This is a genomic window from Marinobacter pelagius (assembly GCF_900114925.1).
Taxonomy (GTDB): domain Bacteria; phylum Pseudomonadota; class Gammaproteobacteria; order Pseudomonadales; family Oleiphilaceae; genus Marinobacter; species Marinobacter pelagius.
Map to the genome: position 1 here is coordinate 361,369 of NZ_FOUR01000003.1, position 20,550 is coordinate 381,918.

16 protein-coding genes are annotated in these 20,550 nt (G+C 58.9%); 4 read left to right on the forward strand and 12 right to left on the reverse strand.

What is annotated here, in order from left to right; translation table 11 throughout:
* Nucleotides 1-12: 12 nt before the first annotated feature.
* Together trhO and BM254_RS08760 are read right to left on the reverse strand one after the other, a co-directional pair.
* Nucleotides 13-1,032: an oxygen-dependent tRNA uridine(34) hydroxylase TrhO gene (gene trhO / locus BM254_RS08755; RefSeq protein ID WP_092001788.1), complete on the reverse strand. Its 1,020-nt coding sequence runs from the start codon at nt 1,030-1,032 to the stop codon at nt 13-15.
* A gap of 256 nt (nt 1,033-1,288) precedes the next feature.
* Nucleotides 1,289-2,017, reverse strand: coding sequence for a DsbA family protein (locus BM254_RS08760; RefSeq protein ID WP_092001790.1), 729 nt, complete (start codon nt 2,015-2,017; stop codon nt 1,289-1,291).
* Nucleotides 2,018-2,143: 126 nt separating this feature from the next.
* On the opposite strand from BM254_RS08760, the gene BM254_RS08765 reads away from it, so the two are divergent.
* On the forward strand, nt 2,144-3,109 hold the full coding sequence (locus tag BM254_RS08765) for an NAD(P)H-dependent flavin oxidoreductase (protein WP_092001793.1): 966 nt from the start codon (nt 2,144-2,146) through the stop codon (nt 3,107-3,109).
* Between the two features lie 28 nt (nt 3,110-3,137).
* Here the strand turns inward: BM254_RS08765 and BM254_RS08770 are convergent, their stop codons facing one another.
* The 3 genes from BM254_RS08770 to BM254_RS08780 form a co-directional block, all read right to left on the reverse strand.
* On the reverse strand, nt 3,138-4,640 hold the full coding sequence (locus tag BM254_RS08770; protein WP_175497227.1) for a DUF5666 domain-containing protein: 1,503 nt from the start codon (nt 4,638-4,640) through the stop codon (nt 3,138-3,140).
* Complete coding sequence (locus BM254_RS08775; protein WP_092001796.1) at nt 4,637-5,488, reverse strand: DUF6502 family protein; 852 nt, start codon at nt 5,486-5,488, stop codon at nt 4,637-4,639. Before BM254_RS08775 ends, BM254_RS08770 begins: the two co-directional genes overlap by 4 nt.
* Before the next feature lie 75 nt (nt 5,489-5,563).
* Nucleotides 5,564-7,030: a DUF5666 domain-containing protein gene (locus tag BM254_RS08780; protein ID WP_092001799.1), complete on the reverse strand. Its 1,467-nt coding sequence runs from the start codon at nt 7,028-7,030 to the stop codon at nt 5,564-5,566.
* A gap of 323 nt (nt 7,031-7,353) precedes the next feature.
* On the opposite strand from BM254_RS08780, the gene BM254_RS17675 reads away from it, so the two are divergent.
* The gene (locus BM254_RS17675; RefSeq protein WP_139227047.1) at nt 7,354-7,530 is read left to right on the forward strand and encodes a DUF6435 family protein; all 177 of its coding nucleotides are present in this window, start codon (nt 7,354-7,356) and stop codon (nt 7,528-7,530) included.
* 162 nt (nt 7,531-7,692) lie between these two features.
* Here the strand turns inward: BM254_RS17675 and BM254_RS08785 are convergent, their stop codons facing one another.
* From BM254_RS08785 to tkt, 7 genes are all read right to left on the reverse strand, one after another.
* Complete coding sequence (locus BM254_RS08785) at nt 7,693-8,037, reverse strand: chaperone modulator CbpM (protein ID WP_092001802.1); 345 nt, start codon at nt 8,035-8,037, stop codon at nt 7,693-7,695.
* A 13-nt stretch (nt 8,038-8,050) separates the two neighbouring features.
* On the reverse strand, nt 8,051-9,022 hold the full coding sequence (locus tag BM254_RS08790; protein ID WP_092001805.1) for a DnaJ C-terminal domain-containing protein: 972 nt from the start codon (nt 9,020-9,022) through the stop codon (nt 8,051-8,053).
* Between the two features lie 179 nt (nt 9,023-9,201).
* Nucleotides 9,202-11,631 (reverse strand): choice-of-anchor F family protein, encoded by a 2,430-nt coding sequence (locus tag BM254_RS08795; protein ID WP_139227049.1) that lies wholly within the window; start codon nt 11,629-11,631, stop codon nt 9,202-9,204.
* A 275-nt stretch (nt 11,632-11,906) separates the two neighbouring features.
* Entirely contained in the window at nt 11,907-12,971 is a 1,065-nt protein-coding gene (fba, locus tag BM254_RS08800; RefSeq protein WP_092001811.1) for a class II fructose-bisphosphate aldolase, read from the reverse strand.
* A gap of 206 nt (nt 12,972-13,177) precedes the next feature.
* Nucleotides 13,178-14,338, reverse strand: a complete 1,161-nt coding sequence (locus BM254_RS08805) for a phosphoglycerate kinase (protein WP_092001814.1) — start codon at nt 14,336-14,338, stop codon at nt 13,178-13,180.
* 138 nt (nt 14,339-14,476) lie between these two features.
* Nucleotides 14,477-15,508 (reverse strand): type I glyceraldehyde-3-phosphate dehydrogenase, encoded by a 1,032-nt coding sequence (locus tag BM254_RS08810; protein WP_092001817.1) that lies wholly within the window; start codon nt 15,506-15,508, stop codon nt 14,477-14,479.
* Complete coding sequence (tkt, locus tag BM254_RS08815; protein ID WP_092001820.1) at nt 15,508-17,508, reverse strand: transketolase; 2,001 nt, start codon at nt 17,506-17,508, stop codon at nt 15,508-15,510. The genes BM254_RS08810 and tkt overlap by 1 nt, the downstream gene beginning before the upstream one ends.
* Nucleotides 17,509-17,745: 237 nt before the next feature.
* Between tkt and BM254_RS08820 the strand changes: the two genes are divergently transcribed.
* A complete protein-coding gene (locus BM254_RS08820; protein ID WP_092001823.1) occupies nt 17,746-18,747 on the forward strand; it encodes an ArsR/SmtB family transcription factor in 1,002 nt (333 codons plus the stop codon).
* Nucleotides 18,748-18,898: 151 nt separating this feature from the next.
* On the forward strand, nt 18,899-20,110 hold the full coding sequence (metK, locus tag BM254_RS08825) for a methionine adenosyltransferase (RefSeq protein ID WP_092001826.1): 1,212 nt from the start codon (nt 18,899-18,901) through the stop codon (nt 20,108-20,110).
* Nucleotides 20,111-20,550: the final 440 nt, after the last annotated feature.

The window sequence follows — 20,550 nt, forward strand, 5'->3', positions numbered from 1 at the left end:
GTCGATTGAATATCAGGCGTCCGCGGTTTTACGAGCCTTTTCTCCTTGCAGACTCTTTCTGGCCTGAGCCTCGCGTTCAGCTTTCTTGCGAGCCTTGCGCTCGGCGATGATGCGGGCCGCTTCGCCGCCAACGTGTACTTCGCCACGCTCCTCGGCCAGGCGCATCTGGCGCTCGCGCTCCTTGAACCGGGCCTTTTGCTCTTCGGTCAGGGAGTCGATGCACTGGTGGCAGCTCACGCCCTGCTCGTACTCGGGGCGCTGCTTGTCGTCCTCGGTAATCGGGCGTCGGCAGGCATGGCACTGATCGTAATCGCCGCGCTCAAGCCGGTGGTTCACCGTTACCCGGTCATCAAACACAAAGCATTCCCCGTGCCAGAGACTCTGTTCTTCGGGTACGTCTTCCAGGTACTTCAGGATGCCACCTTTGAGGTGATACACCTCATCGAAGCCCTGTTCCTTCAGGTACGCGGTGGATTTTTCGCAGCGGATACCACCGGTGCAGAACATCGCGACCTTCTTGTGCTTTGAAGGATCGAGGTTTTCCTTCACGTACTCGGGGAACTCACGGAAGGTGTCGGTGGACGGATTGACCGCGTTCCTGAAGGTGCCGATCTCCACTTCATACTGGTTACGGGTGTCGATCAGCAGCACTTCCGGATCGGAGATGAGGTCGTTCCACTCTTTCGGATCCACGTAGGTGCCAACCACGCGTTTCGGGTCGATGCCTTCCACGCCCATGGTGACGATCTCTTTCTTGAGCTTCACTTTGGTGCGTTTGAACGGCTGGATATCGACAAAGGATTCTTTGTAGTCGATGCCGTCGAAGCGCTCGTCGCTGGCAATCCAGGCTTTGATGGCGTCGATGCCTTCGCGGCTGCCGGCGATGGTGCCGTTGATGCCTTCGCGGGCCAACAGCAGGGTGCCGTGGACGTCTTTTTCCAGCATCAGGTTTAGCAGGGGCTGGCGTAGGTCTTTGTAATCATTCAGGACTGCGAACTTGTAGAGTGCGCAGACAACTACTTCATTGCTCATGGTTTTCTCCTGCGGGCCGGATCGTAAATCCGGAGCATGGGTTTTAGTTCATTCGCGGGTTTCGCGAGGGCGCAAAGTTTAACCAACTTGGAGCCTCAAGCAAGTCCGGGATACTCGCAGCCTTGAGGTAGACGGCCCGCCATTGAACGATGGGGGCCTGCCAAAATACGCTGTAGATACGTCCCTGTACGCTCGGCTCCGCCATCCATGGCTCCGCACGATTTTGGCAGGCCCCCACCGCTCAATGGCTCACTGTTTAGTCAGCCTGCTGGCTCAATTCGCGTTCTACTACCGCCGACAACTGACCCCAGCCGGGACGCGTCAGCTGGATGTTATCCACATAAACAGTCGGAGTGCTCATCACCCGCAGCTGTGTAGCTGCCTGACGGCTCTGCTCGACATCCTCGCGATGCAGCTCGGATTCCATGCAGTTTTGGAAACGGCGCTCGTTCAATTCGAGGTCACCGGCGTAGCGGGTGAATGTGGCTACCGGGTCGTTGGAGCCGCTCCATTCGGTCTGGCTGCCGTAGAGCTGGTCGTGCATCTGCCAGTAGGCGTCCTGGTCGCCGGCGCAGCGGGCGGCGAGGGCTGCGGGCATGGCGTTCTGGTGTTGCTGCAGAGGCAGGTCGAAGTAGACGAAGCGGACTTTGCCGGTTTCGACGTATTCCTGTTTCAGGCGCTGGCTTGCTTCGGCAAATCGGCCGCAGGCCGGGCACTGGTAGTCGGCGAATTCGCGGACGACGACGGGAGCGTTTTCGTCACCGACCGAGACACCGTACTGGTCTAGCTGTGCGGGGAAGGGTTGGGCGTCAGGCGCGGCTACGGGCAAGGCGTCGGAGGTGGGCTCGGGCGCCGAGGTGAGGAAATACAGGCCTGCAATGACGGCGATGGCAACGACTGCGGCGATGCCGATGATGAGGCCACGATTGCCGGACTTCCGCGAGGATGGTGTTCCGGTTTGCTTGCGGCGTTTCGCTTCACCCATGTCAGGGCTCCCTTTTGATTTTTGAATGTTCCGATCCGATGGGCCATCCGTCGTTTGCACGGAGGCCGAGGCACGCTAAGATCCTTTATATCCTACAAAAGTTCCGATAAAAATTAAGGAAATGCCATGCCACTGCCCTCCTCGCTTGCCGATTCGCTGTCACTGCCCCTGGTGGCAGCCCCCATGTTTCTCATTTCCGGTCCGGAGCTGGCGCTTGCCTGCTGCAAGGAGGGCATTGTGGGAAGTTTTCCGGCACTGAACCAGCGTACCAGCGAGGGCTTTGAGCAGTGGCTGGTGCAGATGCACGAGGAGCTGGAGCAATTTCGCACAGAGAACCCGGACGCTACGGTGGCACCCTGGGCGGTGAACCTGATCGTCCACCGCAGTAACCCGCGCTGGCAGGCGGATCTGGAGCTGTGCGTGAAGCACAAGGTGCCCATGGTGATTACCTCCCTGGGTGCCGCCAGTCAGGTGGTGGATGCGGTACACAGTTACGGCGGGCTGGTGTTCCATGATGTCACCAATCAGAAACACGCCCGAAAAGCGGCCGAGGCCGGTGTGGATGGGATTATCGCGGTGGCAGCCGGGGCCGGTGGCCATGCGGGCACCATCAACCCGTTCGTGCTGGTCCATGAAATCCGGGAGGTGTTCGACGGCACCATCCTGCTGGCCGGTGGCCTGTCCCACGGTGAGGATATTCTCGCAGCGCAGGCGCTGGGCGCGGACCTTGCCTATGTGGGCACACGGTTTATCAACACAACTGAGTCGCAAGCGGACGATGCCTACCGGAATATGATCATTGAGGCGGTTTCGGCCGACATTATCCATACCCCGGCCGTCTCCGGTGTGCCCGCCAGCTTCATGCGTCAGAGCCTGGAAGCGGCGGGATATGACATGGACAAACTGAACCAGGCCGGCAACATCAACTACGGCGAGAAGCTGAAGCCGGTGGATGATGAGGCGAAGGCCTGGAAAACCGTGTGGTCCGCCGGCCAGGGGGTGAGCCAGATCCACGATGTGCTAAGTGTGTCAGACCTCGTGGACCGGCTTAAGAAGGAATACCGGGAGGCTCGCTCCCGGGTTTGTGGCTGAAAGTCAGGAGAATGACTCGACGGCGAAATTAATCGTCGTCGTCCTCCTCCAGTTCAATTTCCTGGATCTCGAATCGAGCACCGTTGAATTGATATTCGACTTCAACAACCGGCTGCTGACCTGAATCAACCCGTGCCTGCAGGTCGGATTTGGTTATATCGTCGAAATCGGTATCTGTAGTGGTGAACACATCAAGACCGAGAACCCGGATCCGGTCATCGACCATTTCCGTTATGCGACCGGTCAACTCGTATTCACTGTCAGCTGCATCATCTCCTCGCTCAATGAGGAGTGCCTCCAGATATCCACTACCATCGCTGTTAAACCGGTCCACGCCTTCAACCGTCAATTCCAGCGACGTCTGCAGATCCCCGAGGGTAAGCCTGGTTTCGTCATCGTCGTCAGTAATGATGGTGAGCGGCGAAACCTGCACCAGTACCCCACCAATTCGCAACTGACTCAACGAATAATCGATCTCCGACGTCCTGGCGGCTTCGACTTCCGAATCCGCCTCTCGTAACTCGATTTCTTCGGCGGTGATGGTGCCATCACTCTCGAAGTCACCTTCAACCTGGACCAAAAGCCCCGGAATCAACTGGTCCGGGCCCGAGAGCGCATCATCGAACTCTGTCTCGGCGGTAACACGGACGGTCAGGCCATTAATGGTAAAGGTCGCGTTCGAGCTGTTGTAGGCCGAAGACACCGGCCCCACAAACTCTATATCACCTTCATCATCCAGGGTGTAACGACGGAAATCGTCCCGCTCAACTTCATTGGCCTGAAGTACGCCACCAACGAGGTTGCCTTCGACTTCAACCGAGGTACCAACCGCCAGATCTTCACGAGCCAGGTCTGTGAACTCCGCCCCGCCATAGGAAATTACCTGCGATCCGATATTGAACGTCTCGTCCGAGGTGTTGATCGAGGAAATAGCACCCTCGAGTTCCACTTCGTTTAGGTCATCAAAATCATCAAGATTCGAGCTCGATCTGAGCCCCAGGAACGAAGCACGGAACTCACCATTCGGGAGCCTCCACCCGGATATCCGGACGAAATCTCCCTCTGCCAGATCCACTACTGCCTTGCCTTTGACTACCGTCTGAGCATCGATATGAACTGTTCTGCCAAGAATTTCGATGATGGCGGTTTTGGTGACGATATCCCATGCCTGGATAATCAGGATTTCACCACGGAGCGTATCGTCATAGGTGAGCCCCGAGGCCTCTCCGGTACCGTCGGTGAACCACTCCCCCTGCACCTCGAGAATCATGCCTGTCTGTAGGCGGGACTCAGAGGCTACACCGTCATCGCCACCCACCGACCCTCCAAGAGAGTCGGTATCAAATTTAACCCCATTAACAAACACACTCCCAAACCCGGACACCGGCCCGACGCTCGATCCGGTTCCCCGGATGCCTCCGTCTGCCACGTCCAGGCTCGTGCCCGCGCCTCCGCCACAGGCGGAAAGGATTCCCAGTGCCAGGGTGCTGGCAGTCAGTCCGATTGATCGATAGAGCAATTTCCGTTTCATTCGTCTCTCCCTGCCTGCACAGGATCCTCAAAGTAAAAGATGCTCACACCGGTGCGCACTGGCTCGCCTGTGTGATTGCCGTTACCGTTGCCCGCGATACCCCGGTCGTGTGGCCCCAGCCACTTGTCCAGCTGCTCGAGCAGGGCCTGGGACTGGGCGGCGGCATGGGCGCGCCACCGGTCCATGATTTCCGGAGGAATGTTGTCGTAGGTCAGAGTCCGCTGGAACAGGGGCTGCTGGCCCGCTTCACTACTTACAAGGTTATAGTCGATAGTGGCGATAAGGTCAGATACGTCTTCCCCAAAGATCTGGAGCATTTCCTCGCTGTCACCGGCCGGCACATAGGCCCGTTGCCTGAGCTGAATCAGCCCCGAGTCACTGTCCACAGACGCAACGCCCACCCGGACCAGCTCGTCCAGCACCGCCCGGGGCGGGACGTCACCGCTGTACTGCTTGACCAGTTCACTGAAACTCAGCGAGCCTTCGAACGGCAGCAACGCGGGCGCACCGTCGCGGGCCTGGAAGGCTTCGTCATGTACCCAGCCAGACACTACCCGGGAAGCGCGGTTGGCATGGGTGGTGGTCTCCCGGACCGGGTTCTCTCCGGCGAGGATCTCGCGCTGGCGTTTGACTTCCTTGCGGGTCAGGCCGGTCATCACTGCCGCCCGGGAATCGGTGGGTTTGCGGCGGCCGCCGGAAAAATCTTCCAGCGCGGCTTCCACATAGGCTCGTTTGACCAACTCCGCGAACTCTCCGAAGGGGATGCCATTACGCAACAACAATCTGGCAAGAGGGCGCAGAATACGGAACAGTGCCTGGTGCAACGGATTGGTCGGGGTCTTTTTCATGTTTGGGATTGTATTCCCATAGTAACGCCGAACACCAGCGAGGGCGCCCCGAAGAGCGCCCTGCTGGATCAGGCATCAATCATCGTCGCTGTCATCATCGGAATCCGAGTCTTCAACCTCGATTTCGTCGATGACGTATTCTCCGCCGGAGGTCTTGGAATAGTCGACTTCAACATGGTCTCCTACCGAGATGCCGGAAGTAGTGCCCAGAAGCTCGAGACCGAGCACGGTGATGCGATCACTGGAGACTGCTGTCACGCGACCTTCCAGCTCGAACCCGTCGTCATCGTCGTCTTCCCGTTCAAGCTTCAGGGCAACGAGGCCACCGCCCTGGTCCGAAGTCTGGATACCTTCGATCTCCAGGTAATCGCCGACATTCAGGCTGTCGATATCCTGGATCCGGCTCACGGTACTGTCGTCATCATCGTCCCGATCGTCATCATCGATCAGTGTGTTCGCGGTGATGAACACCTGGACACCACTTACCACCAAGGTTTCGCCGTCACCACCGAGGGATTCGATAACACCGTCCAGCTCCGCCTCGCCCTCGCGGGGCTCAATCTCCTCGGCCACGATCACGCCACCGCGGTACTCGCCTTCAACTTTCACCAGTAGGCCATCGCTCAGATCGGATTCCCGGAGGCCGTCATCGAATTCGGTATCGTTGTCGACCTGGATGGTGAGACCGTTGAGCTGGAACTGGCGGCTGCCAGAGTCATAACTGCCGGCGATGGCGCCGGAGATTTCCACGTCATCGTCGTCATCGAACAGGTCATCTTCATCGTCGATTTCCCGGGCGATCAGTGTGCCGTTCTCCAGGAAGCCCTCGACTTCTACAGCCAGGCCATTGGCCAGCTCGGTTTCGTCGAGATCATCATCGAATACCGCACTGCTATAATCCACTGGGTAGCCGTTGATGGTGAAGGTCTGGGCCACATCATCGAGATTGGCGACCACACCTTCGATTTCCACTTCGTTGTCATCATCGAAATCGGTTCCGAAGGCGCGGGCACCCACAAAGCTTGCCCGGAAGCTGCCATCGTCCAGGCGCCAGCCGCTCACACGCACCCGCCAGTTAGCGGCGGAGTCTCGCAGCTCAACGGGCGTGGCGCCCTTGAAGACGGTCTGGTCATCCACCCGGATGGTCTGGCCGGCGACGATCAGTTCACCGGTGGTCTCGACTTCGTCCCAGGTTGCGGAGGTCAGCGGGCCACGGAGGGTGTCGTCGTAATCAATACGGCGGGCCTCACCCTCACCGGAATCATCCCAGTTGCCATCGACCTTCAGGATCACGCCCTTTTCCAGCTGGGTCTCGCGCTCGATGCCGTCGTCGCTGGAAACACTGCCATCGGTCCGGAACCGGGTGCCGTTGACGTAGACGCTGCCGAAGCCGGTGACCGGACCAACGCTGGTGCCGTCAGAGGTGGTGCTGACTGTGTCTGTGGAGGTACTGCTGGAGCCGCCACCGCAGGCGGCAAGGGACCCGGCCAGGGCGCCGGTGAGGACTAGCTTTACTGCCAGAGTCAGGGGATTGCGTTTCATGTTCTTCTCCAGGCTTTTGCTTTCGTTTTCGGGCCGGCGGGGTTTTGCCGGGTTTGGGATTAATTTCCCATTTCATTATTTGGGAATTTATTCCCAATTTCTTGGGTTGTCCAGATTTTGATCATTAAATTTTTGTGACGGTGGGAGGTGAAGGAGGGGTCAGATGAAAGTTTTCATCTGACCCCGGGGTTTGACCTCGGAAAGGGGCGCCAAGGTCGGGGTCTGAAGAAAGCCTTCTTCTGACCCCTTTTTCACCACCAGGACTGTGAACCATTCCGCCCAACAGGCGTACCCTTTCCAAGTCCAACCAACCGGGAGCAACCATGCTGGGATTTCTGAAGGGTGATCCGAAGAAGAAGCTGAAGAAGGCCTACGAGGACAAACTCGCCAAGGCGCTCCATGCGCAGCGGAATGGGGATTTGCGCACACATGGGACGTTGATGGAGGAGGCGGAGAAGATTTATGGGGAGTTGCAGGCTTTGGAGAAGGGGGAGAAGTGAAGGTGGGGTCTGAAGAAAGCGTTCTTCAGACCCCTGAGTTGGGTTTGACTTCGAAGTTTGGCGCCAAGATGGGGTCAGAAGAAAGTTTTCTTCAGACCCCTGAGTTTGGCACTGACTTGGGGTCTGATGAACGCTTTCATCTGACCCCGTCTTCAAGAGGTCTCACTCCCCCAGCAGATGCCGCAACTGCCGGTTAAGCCGATCCACCTCCCGCCGCATTTCCTGCACTTCGTCCAGCAGGTCCAGCGACATCGCCAGGCCTGGCAGGTTGATCTTGAGGTCCCGCTGCAGCCGCATGGCCTTGCGCAGGCGGCTCAGGGCGGCGACGTCAAACTGCCACTGCCCGGCCTCGGGGATATCCTCCACGGGCGCAATGACACCATAGTTCACCAGCTTGATGACAAACTCGGCGTGGCAGTCACCCCGTTCGCATATCTCTCGCAGGGTGAAGGTGCCCCCCTCCGAGTCCACCACTTCCACGGTCAGAATCTGGTCTTGCCTGGTCATTTCCTACCCCCGCTCAGACATGGAGCTTGCTGCGTGGATTGAAGTTCTTCTCGGCCTCGGCCAGCTGCTCGTAGAGCTTTTCTGCCTCCGGCGTGTGCTTCTCGGGCATGGCCACCTGCAGGATCACGATCTGGTCACCCGGATGCTTGCCGGGGAAGCCCTTGCCCTTGAGCCGGAGTTTTCGGCCGCTGGTGGAGCCTTTGGGCACCTTTACATTCACCTTGGAGCCAACGGTTGGAACAGTCACCGTTGCGCCCAGTGCCGCCTCCCAGGGTGCCACCGGCACGGTGATCAATACGTCTCGCCCTTCCACGGTGAAATGCGGATGTGGCGCGAACTCGATCTCGATGAACAGGTCACCTGACTCACCACCGCCGATGCCAGGCGAGCCCTGCCCCTTCAGGCGGATGTGCTGGCCTTCGCGCATGCCGGCGGGGATCTTCACCTTCAGAGTCTTCTGGCGGGCAATCACGCGGCCCTGCTCGTCGGCCTCATGCACCGTGAACGACACCTGCTTTTCGCAGCCGTTAAATGCTTCCTCCAGGAACAGAGCGAGACGGGCATGAACGTCTTCACCACGCATGCGCATGTTCTGGCGGAAACCACCACCGCTGAAACCACCGGAAAAGCCACCGCGGCGACCGCCACCGAAGATTTCCTCAAAGAAGTCACTGAACTGGCTGGCATCGGCGTCGGTGAAGCCACCACCGCCAAAACCGGAGGCACTCTGCCAACCGGGTGGTGGTTCGAATGAGCCGTCACCCCGGGCGCCGTATTTGCGAAGCTGATCGTATTCGGCCCGTTTCTCGGGGTCTTTCAGGACTTCATAGGCCTCACCGACGTCCTTGAACTTTTCGTCGGCCTTTTCTTCCTTGCTGACGTCCGGATGGTACTTCCGCGCCAGCTTGCGGTAGGCCTTCTTGATTTCCTCGGGGGTGGCAGACTCGCTCACACCGAGTACGGCGTAATAGTCTTTGAATTCCATCTGCACCTCTTGTTCCACAAAATCTCAGGTTTGCTTGCTACTTATAATAGTCGGTGCCGGAAGCGAAAATACAAGACACGGATCAATTTCCGTTCACTTGAGGGAGGGATTCGGTAGGGCCCTAAAAAGAAAGGCCCCGGCGGATGCCGGGGCCTGGGGTTTACGCCTGCAGATCAGGATCAGTGCAGGGTTTGCTTACGACGGTGCCTGATAACCAGACCCGCGATGGCAGCCAAAGCAACCAGCGGCAGGGTCGGGTCAAACGGAGCACGCGGGTTGTAGCTACAACCGAAGATGGTGCCATCACCGCCACCACTGGAGGATTCCTCAACAGGCGGCTCATAGATCTCCGGAGTATCGTCGATCCTCACAGTGACCAGAGCAGCATTCGAGACTTTATCCTCGACTGTGACCCGATAAGTGAATCGAGCAGGTATATCAAAGGCTGTGTAGCCTTCCGCCGGTGTGAACACAATTGCTTCACCTTCGACTACCGCGGTTCCTTGAGCAGACGGCGGTGCATCAAGGATCTCAATAGTTGGCGTTCCGGCCGGCAAAGTATCGTTCGCCAGCACGTCGATAGTTACCGGAGTATCGAAGAATGTTACCGCCGAGTCGTTGGCTGCAACAGGCGCATCTGGATCGGGCCTTTCGTCAACACGAACATTTACCGTAGCAGTGTTTGACACGATGTCAGGATTAGCTTCATCGGCATCGGCGATTGCAACCGTATACTTGAAGGAAGCAACACCAGTGAAATCAGGCTCCGGCGTGAAATCCACTGTAGCTGCATTAGTCCCTTGGTCGACCACCACAGCCGATCCACCAGTTACTGGTGTGACAGTGATCTCTGTAATGGTAGCACCGCTATCGAGTAGACGTTGTCCGTCCAACAGATCATTGGCCAAAACATCAATATTCAGCGCAGGATCATTTTCAATCATGGTAGCTAGATCGTTCAGAGCTACTGGCACACCATCCGCGACCATATAGGTCGACAGGTCAGGCGCAGTATTTTCTCCATCTTCGCCGATCCAGGCAGGAGTGGCATTACCTGTGACAGCACCCAAGCTTTCGGATGACACGCCGGTAACCCGTAGAGTGATGTTTTCATGCTTCAGCGAACCATCCTCATTCAAGATACCATCACCGATATAGATGAACACATCCATATTCTGGGTGGCGAGATCATCCGCAAGGATAGATGCATACCGGTAGTTATCTTCCGGGTTTGCAGGGTTCTCATCAGTATCGAGACCCAACAGCTTTTCAGCCCATTGCTGCAACTGGTCGTTTACCACAACGCCAAAGGGAGGGGTACCATCTTCACCACCAGCAAGGCCATACCGCCAGTTGTTACCATCCCACCAGGCTTCCAGAGCATCTGACTCACCGGAGGGGTCACCACTCTCATAGAGAGCAATGCTATACGGGGCAAGAGAGTCAGAAAGCAGGTAACCGAACACACCGGTTGTTAGATCGCTTCCAGCGGCCTGTGCATCCACCATGCTGAAGTGGTTCAGTGTAATGGCACCATAGGCGCCGTCTTCACGGAGGTCGTCGCCACTGAAGATGTAGGGAGTTTTGTCACCTGAACCACCTGTGTCCTGCGGCGGAAACAGGCCGGCTGCGGCATCATCAAAGAAACCAGGATCGAAACGCTCCCGGGAGCCATCATCAAATGCCTTGGGTGAGAATGTGGCATACCTTTCAGGAACCCAGACCTCGATGTCCGGAGCACCGGTTTCACCCTCGAAGAATTCCCTCGGCACCAGGTTCCTTAACTCGAAAGCCACGCCGTCTTCTTCGAAGTTGAAACGTTCGAATTCGGCGCCCACACCGTGGCCAATCTCTACGTTAATGCCGACCCAGCGCTCGTCCGAATTATTGATTACCTTCTGAATGGCACGATAAATCCGGCCAATGCCATATTCCTCGCGGAAGGCTTCCAGCGCCTCACCACCGTCGTCTGCGGGGTCTTTCACGCCACCGTAGCGGATGTCTTTCATGCCGACATCAAACACCATATCGACAGGCGTATCGGCCTCACGGATCTCGAGGAAATAACGTTTAGAACTGCTGGCAGGATCACTACAGGTTTTTGGTACGATCGTGGGCTCTGTATCCTCACCATCAACAAAATACTCACGCTCACCGGAAGCCATAATGCAGTTATTGGTGGGGAATGCGAAATCGTCGGTCACCACCTGGATTCCTGGTGCGCGACCACTACCGTCATCGAGCTCGTAATACACGGCTGCAGGACTATCGGCCCAAAGTTTGTCCTCAATCAGAGGGTCAGCCGGATCAGTCGCCAATGCGTCAGCAGCGGCTTGCTTCGCTGCCTCACTTGTGTATATGTGCGTCCTGGCAGACGCCCCGGAGTATCCATCGATACCCGGCTCGACGTTCAGGTAGTTGACTTCATTCCACTTAGTCAACTGCGGTACAGGAACGTCTACGAAAGTATTTGGCGTCGGCTCCTGCGCAACCGTCGTGCCGGCCACCAGGCCCGCGGCCAGGATGGCTGCCGTTATGCCACTTTTCCGGAAAACCGGCCCTTTGCCCGTGCTGCTCGCACACGACCTCAATCTACTACTCAAACCCATAATCAACCTCTTTTTCACTTCCAATGTATGAAAAGAGTAGAGAATCCATGGCTACTACGAGTCGAACTCAACCAAGACTCCATCTTCTTTTATGCAGGTTAACGCGGTTGTTCAATCCATAACCTGCTGCAGGTCAAAATACCTTAAGACTTGGTCGTTGGCACCAAAAAGAATATGCGATTTGGTTATGGAAAGCAGAGGAAATATAGAGGGGGGGGGGGTCTTAAAAAGAAGAACTCCACCCCCGCAACGGCAGGGGTGGAGCGAATCAGCGCTTACTTGATCTTCGGATCCAGTTCACCAGCCGCATACCGCTCGAACATGCGCTCGAGGTTGATCGGCTTGATCTTGCTCGCGTTGCCGGCACAACCGAAGGCTTCATAGCGTGCGATGCACACGTCGGTCATGGCCTTCATGGTTTCCTTGAGGAATTTGCGCGGATCAAACTCGGCCGGGTTTTCGGCCAGGAAACGACGGACAGCGCCAGTGCTGGCCAGACGCAGGTCGGTGTCGATGTTTACCTTGCGCACGCCGTGCTTGATGCCCTCGACGATTTCTTCAACCGGGACACCGTAGGTTTCCGGGATCTCGCCGCCATACTCGTTGATGATCTTCAGCCACTCCTGGGGGACGGAGCTGGAGCCGTGCATGACCAGGTGGGTATCCGGAATCCGGGCGTGGATTTCCTTGATGCGGTCGATGGCCAGGATGTCGCCGGTGGGCGGACGGGTGAACTTGTAGGCACCGTGGCTGGTGCCGATGGCGATGGCCAGGGCGTCCACGTGGGTTTTCTTGACGAAGTCCGCGGCTTCTTCCGGATCGGTCAGCATCTGGCTGTGGTCCAGGGTACCTTCAGCGCCGATGCCATCCTCTTCGCCGGCCTGGCCGGTTTCGAGGGAGCCGAGGCAGCCCAGCTCGCCTTCCACGGAGACACCACAGGCGTGGGCCATTTCGACGGTGCGGCGGGTGACGTCGACGTTGTATTCGTAGTCGGTCGGGGTTTTACCATCTTCACCCAGGGAGCCGTCCATCATGACCGAGCTGAAGCCCAGCTGGATGGAGCGCTGGCACACGGCGGGGCTGGTGCCGTGGTCCTGGTGCATAACGACCGGGATGTGCGGGAATTCCTCGATCGCGGCCAGGATGAGGTGGCGCAGGAACGGGGCACCGGCGTATTTGCGGGCACCGGCGGAGGCCTGGACGATGACCGGGGAGTCGGTCTTGTCGGCGGCTTCCATGATGGCGCGCATTTGTTCGAGGTTGTTTACGTTAAAGGCTGGCACACCGTAACCATGCTCGGCGGCGTGGTCCAGCATTTGCCGCATCGAAATCAGGGCCATGGGTCGTCTCCTTCGTTTGGACTTTGGATGTTTGAATTCTGTTTTGCTTCAGACTTGGGAGTCTGCTTCGGCTGATGGCGGGGTTGGCTTCCCGGGACACGCCGTGAATACGTCCCTGTAGGCTTGAGCGCAGCATCCATGCTGCGCACAGTCCCGTGAAGCCAACCCCGCCACCAGCCTCGCGAATCTAGCTCTTTCGTGGCCTCTTAAGCGCCACGCTCTTCCAGTACTGCTACTGCCGGCAGTGTCTTGCCTTCCACGAATTCGAGGAACGCGCCGCCGCCGGTGGAGATGTAGGAGATTTTGTCAGCAACGCCGTACTTGTCAACGGCGGCGACGGTGTCGCCACCGCCGGCGAGGGAGAAGGCGTCGCTTTGGGCGATGGCTTCGGCCAGGGCTTTGGTGCCATTGCCGAACTGGTCGAATTCGAAGACGCCGACCGGGCCGTTCCAGAGGATGGTTTTGGCGTTTTTCAGCAGTTCGGCGAATTTGCCGGCGGTTTCGGGTCCGACGTCGAGGATCATGTCACCTTCAGCAACGTCGGAGATGTTTTTGGTGGTGGCGGTGGCGGTTTCGGCGAATTCGCTGGCGACCACTACGTCTACCGGCAGCGGGATTTCAACGCGGCTGGCGATGTCTTTGGCGGTGTCGATCAGGTCGTGTTCGCACAGGGATTTGCCGACCGGGTGGCCTGCAGCGGCCAGGAATGTGTTGGCGATGCCGCCGCCGACGATGATCTGGTCGCAGACTTTTTCCAGGGCGTTGAGGACATCCAGTTTGGTGGAGACCTTGGAGCCGCCCACGATGGCGACGACCGGTTTGGCCGGGTTGTCCAGGGCCTTGCCCAGGGCTTCGAGCTCGGTGACCAGCAGTGGGCCGGCGCAGGCTTCGGGGGCGAAGCGGGCGACGCCGTGGGTGGAGGCCTGGGCGCGGTGGGCGGTGCCGAAGGCGTCCATGACGTAGACGTCGCATAGGGCGGCGTACTTTTTGGACAGCTCTTCGTCGTCTTTCTTTTCGCCCTTGTTGAAGCGGACGTTTTCGAACAGGACGACTTCGCCGTCAGCCACTTCAACACCGTCGAGGTAGTCCTTGATCAGGCGGACTTCCTGGCCGAGGACCTGGGTCAGGTGGTCGGCGACGGGCTTCATGGAGGAGGCTTCGTCGTAGACGCCTTCTTCCGGACGGCCCAGGTGGGACATCAGCATGACTTTGGCGCCGGCGTCTTTCGCTGCCTTGATGGTGGGCAGGGAGGCGCGGATGCGGGCGTCGCTGGTTACCTTGCCGTCTTTGACCGGCACGTTGAGGTCTTCGCGGATCAGGACCCGCTTGCCGGCGAGGTTGAGGTCGGTCATTTTTTTGATGGCCATAACAATCTTCCCTAAGTCTGCATGATCATGGGGTCTGACCCCTGAGTTTGAATTAACTTGGGGTCAGATGAAGGCTTTCATCAGACCCCTGAGACAGCGAACCCGGGGTCAGATGAAAGCCTTCATCTGACCCCTTTTTCATTCAGTTCTTCCCAGCCAACACCGGCTAACATCCAGCATCCGGTTGGCAAACCCCCACTCGTTGTCGAACCAGCACAGCACCTTCACCATGGTGCCGCCGGTCACCCTGGTCTGGCCGCCGTCGACGATGCCGGAGTGGGCGTCGTGGTTGAAGTCTGAGCTGGCCAGCAGTTCGTCGGTGTAGCCGAGGATACCTTTTAACGGCCCCTTTGAGGCGTTCTCTAACAGCTTGTTAACGGCCTCGACAGAGGTAACTTTGCCAACGTTGACCACCATATCGATGGCCGAGACGTTCAGGGTGGGCACGCGCATGGCTACAGAGCTGAAGCGGCCTTCCATGTGGGGCAAAAGGCGTTCGATACCACGGGCCAGGCCGGTATCCACCGGCACGATGTTGTGCAGGGCGCTGCGGGTGCGGCGGAGGTCCTGGTGGTGGTAGGCATCGATCACCGGCTGGTCGTTCATGGCGGCATGGATGGTGGTGGTGCTGCCCTGCTCCACGCCGAGCGCATCATCCAGCACCTTGATCACCGGTACCAGGCAATTGGTGGTGCAGGAGGCCGCAGCAACAATCACGTCCTCGGCGGTCAGCTCAGTGTCGTTGACCCCAAACACCACGGTGCGATCGACATCCGACTCGGCAGGCTGGGAGAACAGGAGCCGTTGAGCGCCGGCATCAATATGCTTCTGGGCTGTCGCCCGGTCGGAAAAGGAGCCGGAGCATTCCAGCACCAGATCGATATCCAGCAGGCGCCAGGGCAGATCGACGGGGTCCGGATGCCGCAACACGCGGATGCGGTCCCCGTTGACAACCAGGTCATCGCCCTCGACCGCCACATCACCCCGGAACCGGCCGTGGGTGGAGTCGTAGCGGGTCAGGTGGGCGATGGTATCGATGTCGGACAACTCGTTGATCGCGACCACCTGCAGGTGGTCGCGGTAGCCGTTTTCATAGAGCGCCCGCAACACGCACTGGCCGATCCGACCGTACCCGTTGATGGCAATACGAAAAGGCTTTGAGTTGCTCATCAGGCGTCCAGCAGTTCGTCAGCCACTTCCAGGATGTTGTCGACGGTGAAGCCGAACTCCTTGAACAGCTCGCCCGCCGGTGCGGACTCACCGAAGGTGGTCATGCCAACCACGCGGCCGTCGAGGCCAACGTACTTGTACCAGTAATCGGCAATGCTGGCTTCGATGGCGATGCGGTTGGTCACCTCCAGCGGCAGCACCTGCTGTTTGTACTCGGCGCTCTGGGCATCGAACACGTCGGTGGACGGCATGGAAACCACGCGGACGGCCTTGCCCTGCTCACGCAGTTTGGCGGCGGCGTCCTGGGCCAGGCCGACTTCGCCGCCGGTGGCGATCAGGATCAGCTCCGGCGCGCCTTCGCTGTCAGACAGGATGTAACCACCGCGGGCAACGTTGGCCAGCTGTTCGGCGGTACGGTCCTGGTGCGGCAGGCCTTGGCGGGAGAAGACCATGGCGGTCGGGCCGTCGTTACGCTCCAGCGCAGCTTTCCAGGCCACTGCGGATTCCACCGTGTCGGCCGGGCGCCAGGTGCTCATGTTCGGCGTGGTGCGCAGGCTGGCCAGCTGCTCGACCGGCTGGTGCGTAGGACCGTCTTCGCCCAGACCAATGGAGTCGTGGGTGAACACGAAAATGGAGCGCTGCTTCATCAGGGCGGCCATGCGGACCGCGTTGCGGCAGTATTCCATGAAGATCAGGAAGGTAGCGCCATAGGGCACGAAACCACCATGCAGGGCGATGCCGTTCATGATCGCCGCCATACCGAACTCACGGACACCGTAATAGATGTAGTTACCGGAGGCGTCTTCTTTGGTCAGCCCCTTGGTGCCACTCCAGATGGTCAGGTTGGAACCGGCCAGGTCGGCGGAGCCACCCATCAGTTCCGGCAGCAGCGGGCCGTAGGCGTTCAGGGTGTTCTGGGAGGCCTTGCGGGAGGCGACGGTCTCGCCCTTGTCCTGGCACTCCTGGATGTAGGCCTGGGCCTTCTCGGCGAAGTCCGCCGGCAGGTCACCGGCCATGCGGCGGGTAAACTCGGAGGCCAGTTCCGGCTCGGCCTTCTCGTAGGCCGCGAACTTCTCATCCCACGCGTTCTGGGCCTCGGCGCCCTTCTCTTTGGCGTTCCAGGCCGCGTAGATATCTTCCGGCACTTCGAACGGGCCGTGTTCCCAACCCAGCTGCTCGCGGGTCAGGGCGATTTCGTCGTCACCCAGCGGGGCGCCGTGACAGCTTTCCTTACCCTGCTTGTTGGGGGAGCCAAAACCGATAATGGTCTTGCAGCAGATCAGGGTGGGCTGTTCGGTGTTGGCGCGACCGGCTTCAATGGCAGCGCGGATAGCCTCGGCGTCGTGGCCGTCCACGTTCGGAATCACCTGCCAGCCGTAGGATTCGAAGCGCTGCGGGGTGTTGTCGGTAAACCAGCCTTCCACTTCACCGTCGATGGAGATGCCGTTGTCGTCGTAGAAGAAGATCAGCTTGCCCAGGCCCAGGGTACCGGCCAGGGAGCAGACTTCATGGGAAATCCCTTCCATCAGGCAGCCGTCGCCCAGGAAGGCGTAGGTGTAATGATCAACGATGTCATGGCCCGGACGGTTGAACTGCGCGGCCAGGGACTTCTCGGCAATGGCAAAACCAACGGCATTGGCTATGCCCTGACCCAGCGGGCCGGTGGTGGTCTCGATACCCGGCGTGTAACCGTACTCCGGGTGGCCCGGGGTCTTGGAGTGCAGCTGACGGAAGTTCTTCAGGTCATCAATGGAAACGTCATACCCGCTCAGGTGCAGCAGCGAGTACTGCAGCATGGAGCCATGACCGTTGGACAGCACGAAGCGGTCACGGTTGGCCCAATGCGGGTTGGCCGGGTTGTGGCTGAGGTAATCGTTCCACAGCACCTCGGCGATATCTGCCATACCCATGGGCGCACCCGGGTGGCCGGATTTGGCTTTCTGAACCGCATCCATGCTCAGCGCGCGAATGGCGTTGGCGAGATCTTTACGAGACGGCATTGACGTTTCTCCAGTGTTTTGCAGGAAAAGAATTCGTGGTGATTCAAAGGGTGATCAAAAATAAGGCGCGTATTTTCGCCGATTAGTGTGTTCCGGGGCAAATCAGCCTGCTTCCTTTTCACGATTGTTTGCCTGTGGATTCCCGAAACAGCTGATTTCAAAGCGCGATAAACCTATATCAAAATTTTTTGATATGCCTATTGATTGACCAGCCGAACCCACCTACACTTCGCAACCATGACCTCATTGAATGCACATGCAAACGAACTGGCCTCGGTAGATTCCCTGGCCCCGATCTTCAAGGCAAGCGGCGACCCGCTGCGCCTGGAGATCCTGCGTGTGCTGCGCCGGGACACCTTTGGTGTGCTGGAGCTGAGCCAGATGTTCGACATGCGCCAGTCCGGCATGAGCCATCACCTCAAAGTAATGCACAAGGCCGGGTTACTGGAGCCGCAGCGGGAAGGCAATGCCATTTTCTACCGCCGCCCCCTGCATCTGGACAGCGACAAGCTCACCGACCAGACCATCCGGCAGATTTTCGAGACGGTGGACCGCGTGCCCTTGGCCGAGCCGCTGCAGAAAAAGATCGAGGCGATTCGCGATCAACGGGCGGACCAGTCCCAGGCCTTCTTCTCCCGGCACGCCGAACAGTTCAGGGAGCAGCAGGAACTGATCGCAGCGTTTGATCTGTATGCCGAGCCCACGGCGGAACTGATCCGTAAAAGGGCCGGCAAGCAGGAGTGGCAGACGGCCCTGGAAATCGGTCCCGGCGAAGGCGCGTTTTTGCCGGTGCTGTCCGGCCTGTTCGGGCACGTGGTGGCCCTGGACAACAGCCGGGACATGCTGGCCAAGGCCACGCGCACCTGCATCGACGAAAAGCTGAACAACGTGGACCTGATCGAGGGCGTGACCGATACCCTGCTGGCCCGGGGTGACTCCTTCGACCTGGTGGTGGCCAACATGGTGCTCCATCACGTACCCAGTCCGGCCGACATCTTCCTGGATGCCGCGGCGCTTATGAATAACGGCGGCTGTTTCGTCGTCAGCGATCTGTGCAGCCACGACCAGGACTGGACCAAGGAAAACTGCGGTGACCTCTGGCTCGGCTTCGAGCCCGAGGAACTGACCAGCTGGGCAGCAGATGCCGACCTGGTAGCCGGCGAGCAGCTGTTTATCGGCTTGCGCAATGGCTTCCAGGTACAGGTACGGGAATTCTGGAAAACTTCCAGACCGGCCTGAGGGAATGGCCAAAACCGGAATATCAAAAAATTTTGATATGGGTGTAGGTAGTTTTACGTATGCCCTGACAACCATCAACAACCAGGCAGCCGGCACTGGTCATGTTTGACCCCGGCACGAATTTGAAGCGCTCACAGAGGAGCAAACACCTATGTCTGATTACAACATCTTTACCTCCGAATCGGTCTCCGAAGGCCACCCGGACAAACTGGCGGACCAGATCTCCGACGCGGTCCTGGACGCCATCCTTACCGAAGACAAGCACGCCCGCGTGGCCTGCGAAACCATGGTCAAGACCGGCGTTGCCATCATCGGCGGCGAGATCACCACCAGTGCCTGGGTCGACCTCGAGGATCTGGTGCGCGACGTAATCAATGACATCGGCTACACCTCCTCTGACGTTGGCTATGACGGCAGCACCTGCGGTGTAATCAACATCATCGGCAAGCAATCCGTGGACATCGCCCAGGGCGTTGACCGCCAGAAGCCGGAAGACCAGGGCGCGGGCGACCAGGGCCTGATGTTCGGCTTCGCCAGCAACGAGACCGACGTACTCATGCCGGCACCGATCACCTATTCACACCGACTGGTCCAGCGCCAGGCCGAAGCCCGCAAGAGCGGCCTGTTGCCCTGGCTGCGCCCGGACGCCAAGAGCCAGGTCACCTGCCGCTACGAGAACGGCAGGGTTACCGGCATCGATGCCGTGGTCCTGTCCACCCAGCACGACCCGGACGTCACCCAGGAAGACGTGAAAGAAGCGGTGATGGAACTGATCGTCAAGCACGCCCTGCCGGCAGAGCTGCTGCACAAGGACACCCAGTTCCACATCAACCCGACCGGCAAGTTCGTCATCGGCGGCCCGGTAGGTGACTGTGGCCTGACCGGCCGGAAGATCATCGTCGACACGTACGGCGGCATGGCCCGTCACGGCGGCGGCGCCTTCTCCGGCAAGGACCCGTCCAAGGTAGACCGCTCCGCAGCCTACGCCGGCCGCTACGTGGCCAAGAACATCGTCGCCGCCGGGCTGGCCGACAAGTGCGAGATCCAGGTTTCCTACGCCATCGGCGTGGCACAGCCAACCTCGATCTCCCTGAACACCTTCGGCACCGGCAAGATCAGCGACGACAAGATCGTCGAACTGGTCCGCCAGAACTTCGACCTGCGTCCGTATGCCATCACCCGCATGCTGGACCTGCTGCACCCGATGTACCGTCAAACCGCAGCTTATGGTCACTTCGGCCGCGACCCGTTTGAGATGACCGTAGGCAATGACACCTTCACCGCGTTCCCGTGGGAGAAGACCGATCGCGCCGAGGCGCTTCGGGATGCTTCCGGGGTTGAGAGTGCCGGGTCTGGCCTCTGAATCGGGGGCATTCTCGGATAGCCCGCCACCTGTGGGGGTGGCGGCGCTGAGGTAAGGCCTTTGCGGACACGCTACGAGCACATCCATGTGCGCTTGTTTCGGGCCGTCCATGGCCCTCAACAGTCCGCAAAGGCCTTACCTCACCACCGCTTGGACAGCTGGTGATTGCTGATCGGCAGAACAACTCAAGCGGGCCGAATCATTAATTTTTGATTCAGGCCAAAGCTGCATAACGGGCGTATTCATGACCGCAAACGCCAAAGATTGAGTGAGGAGGTGGGGCACTGCTTCCGTGGAATGTTGAAGGCCAGGGATGGCCTGAAACAAGCGCACATGGACGTGCTCGTAGCGGTTCCACGGAAGCAGTGCCCCACCTCCGGCAACTCCCAAACTAGAGGCCAGAGGACAACCGACTCCAAAGGCCAAAAACAGAACTGACA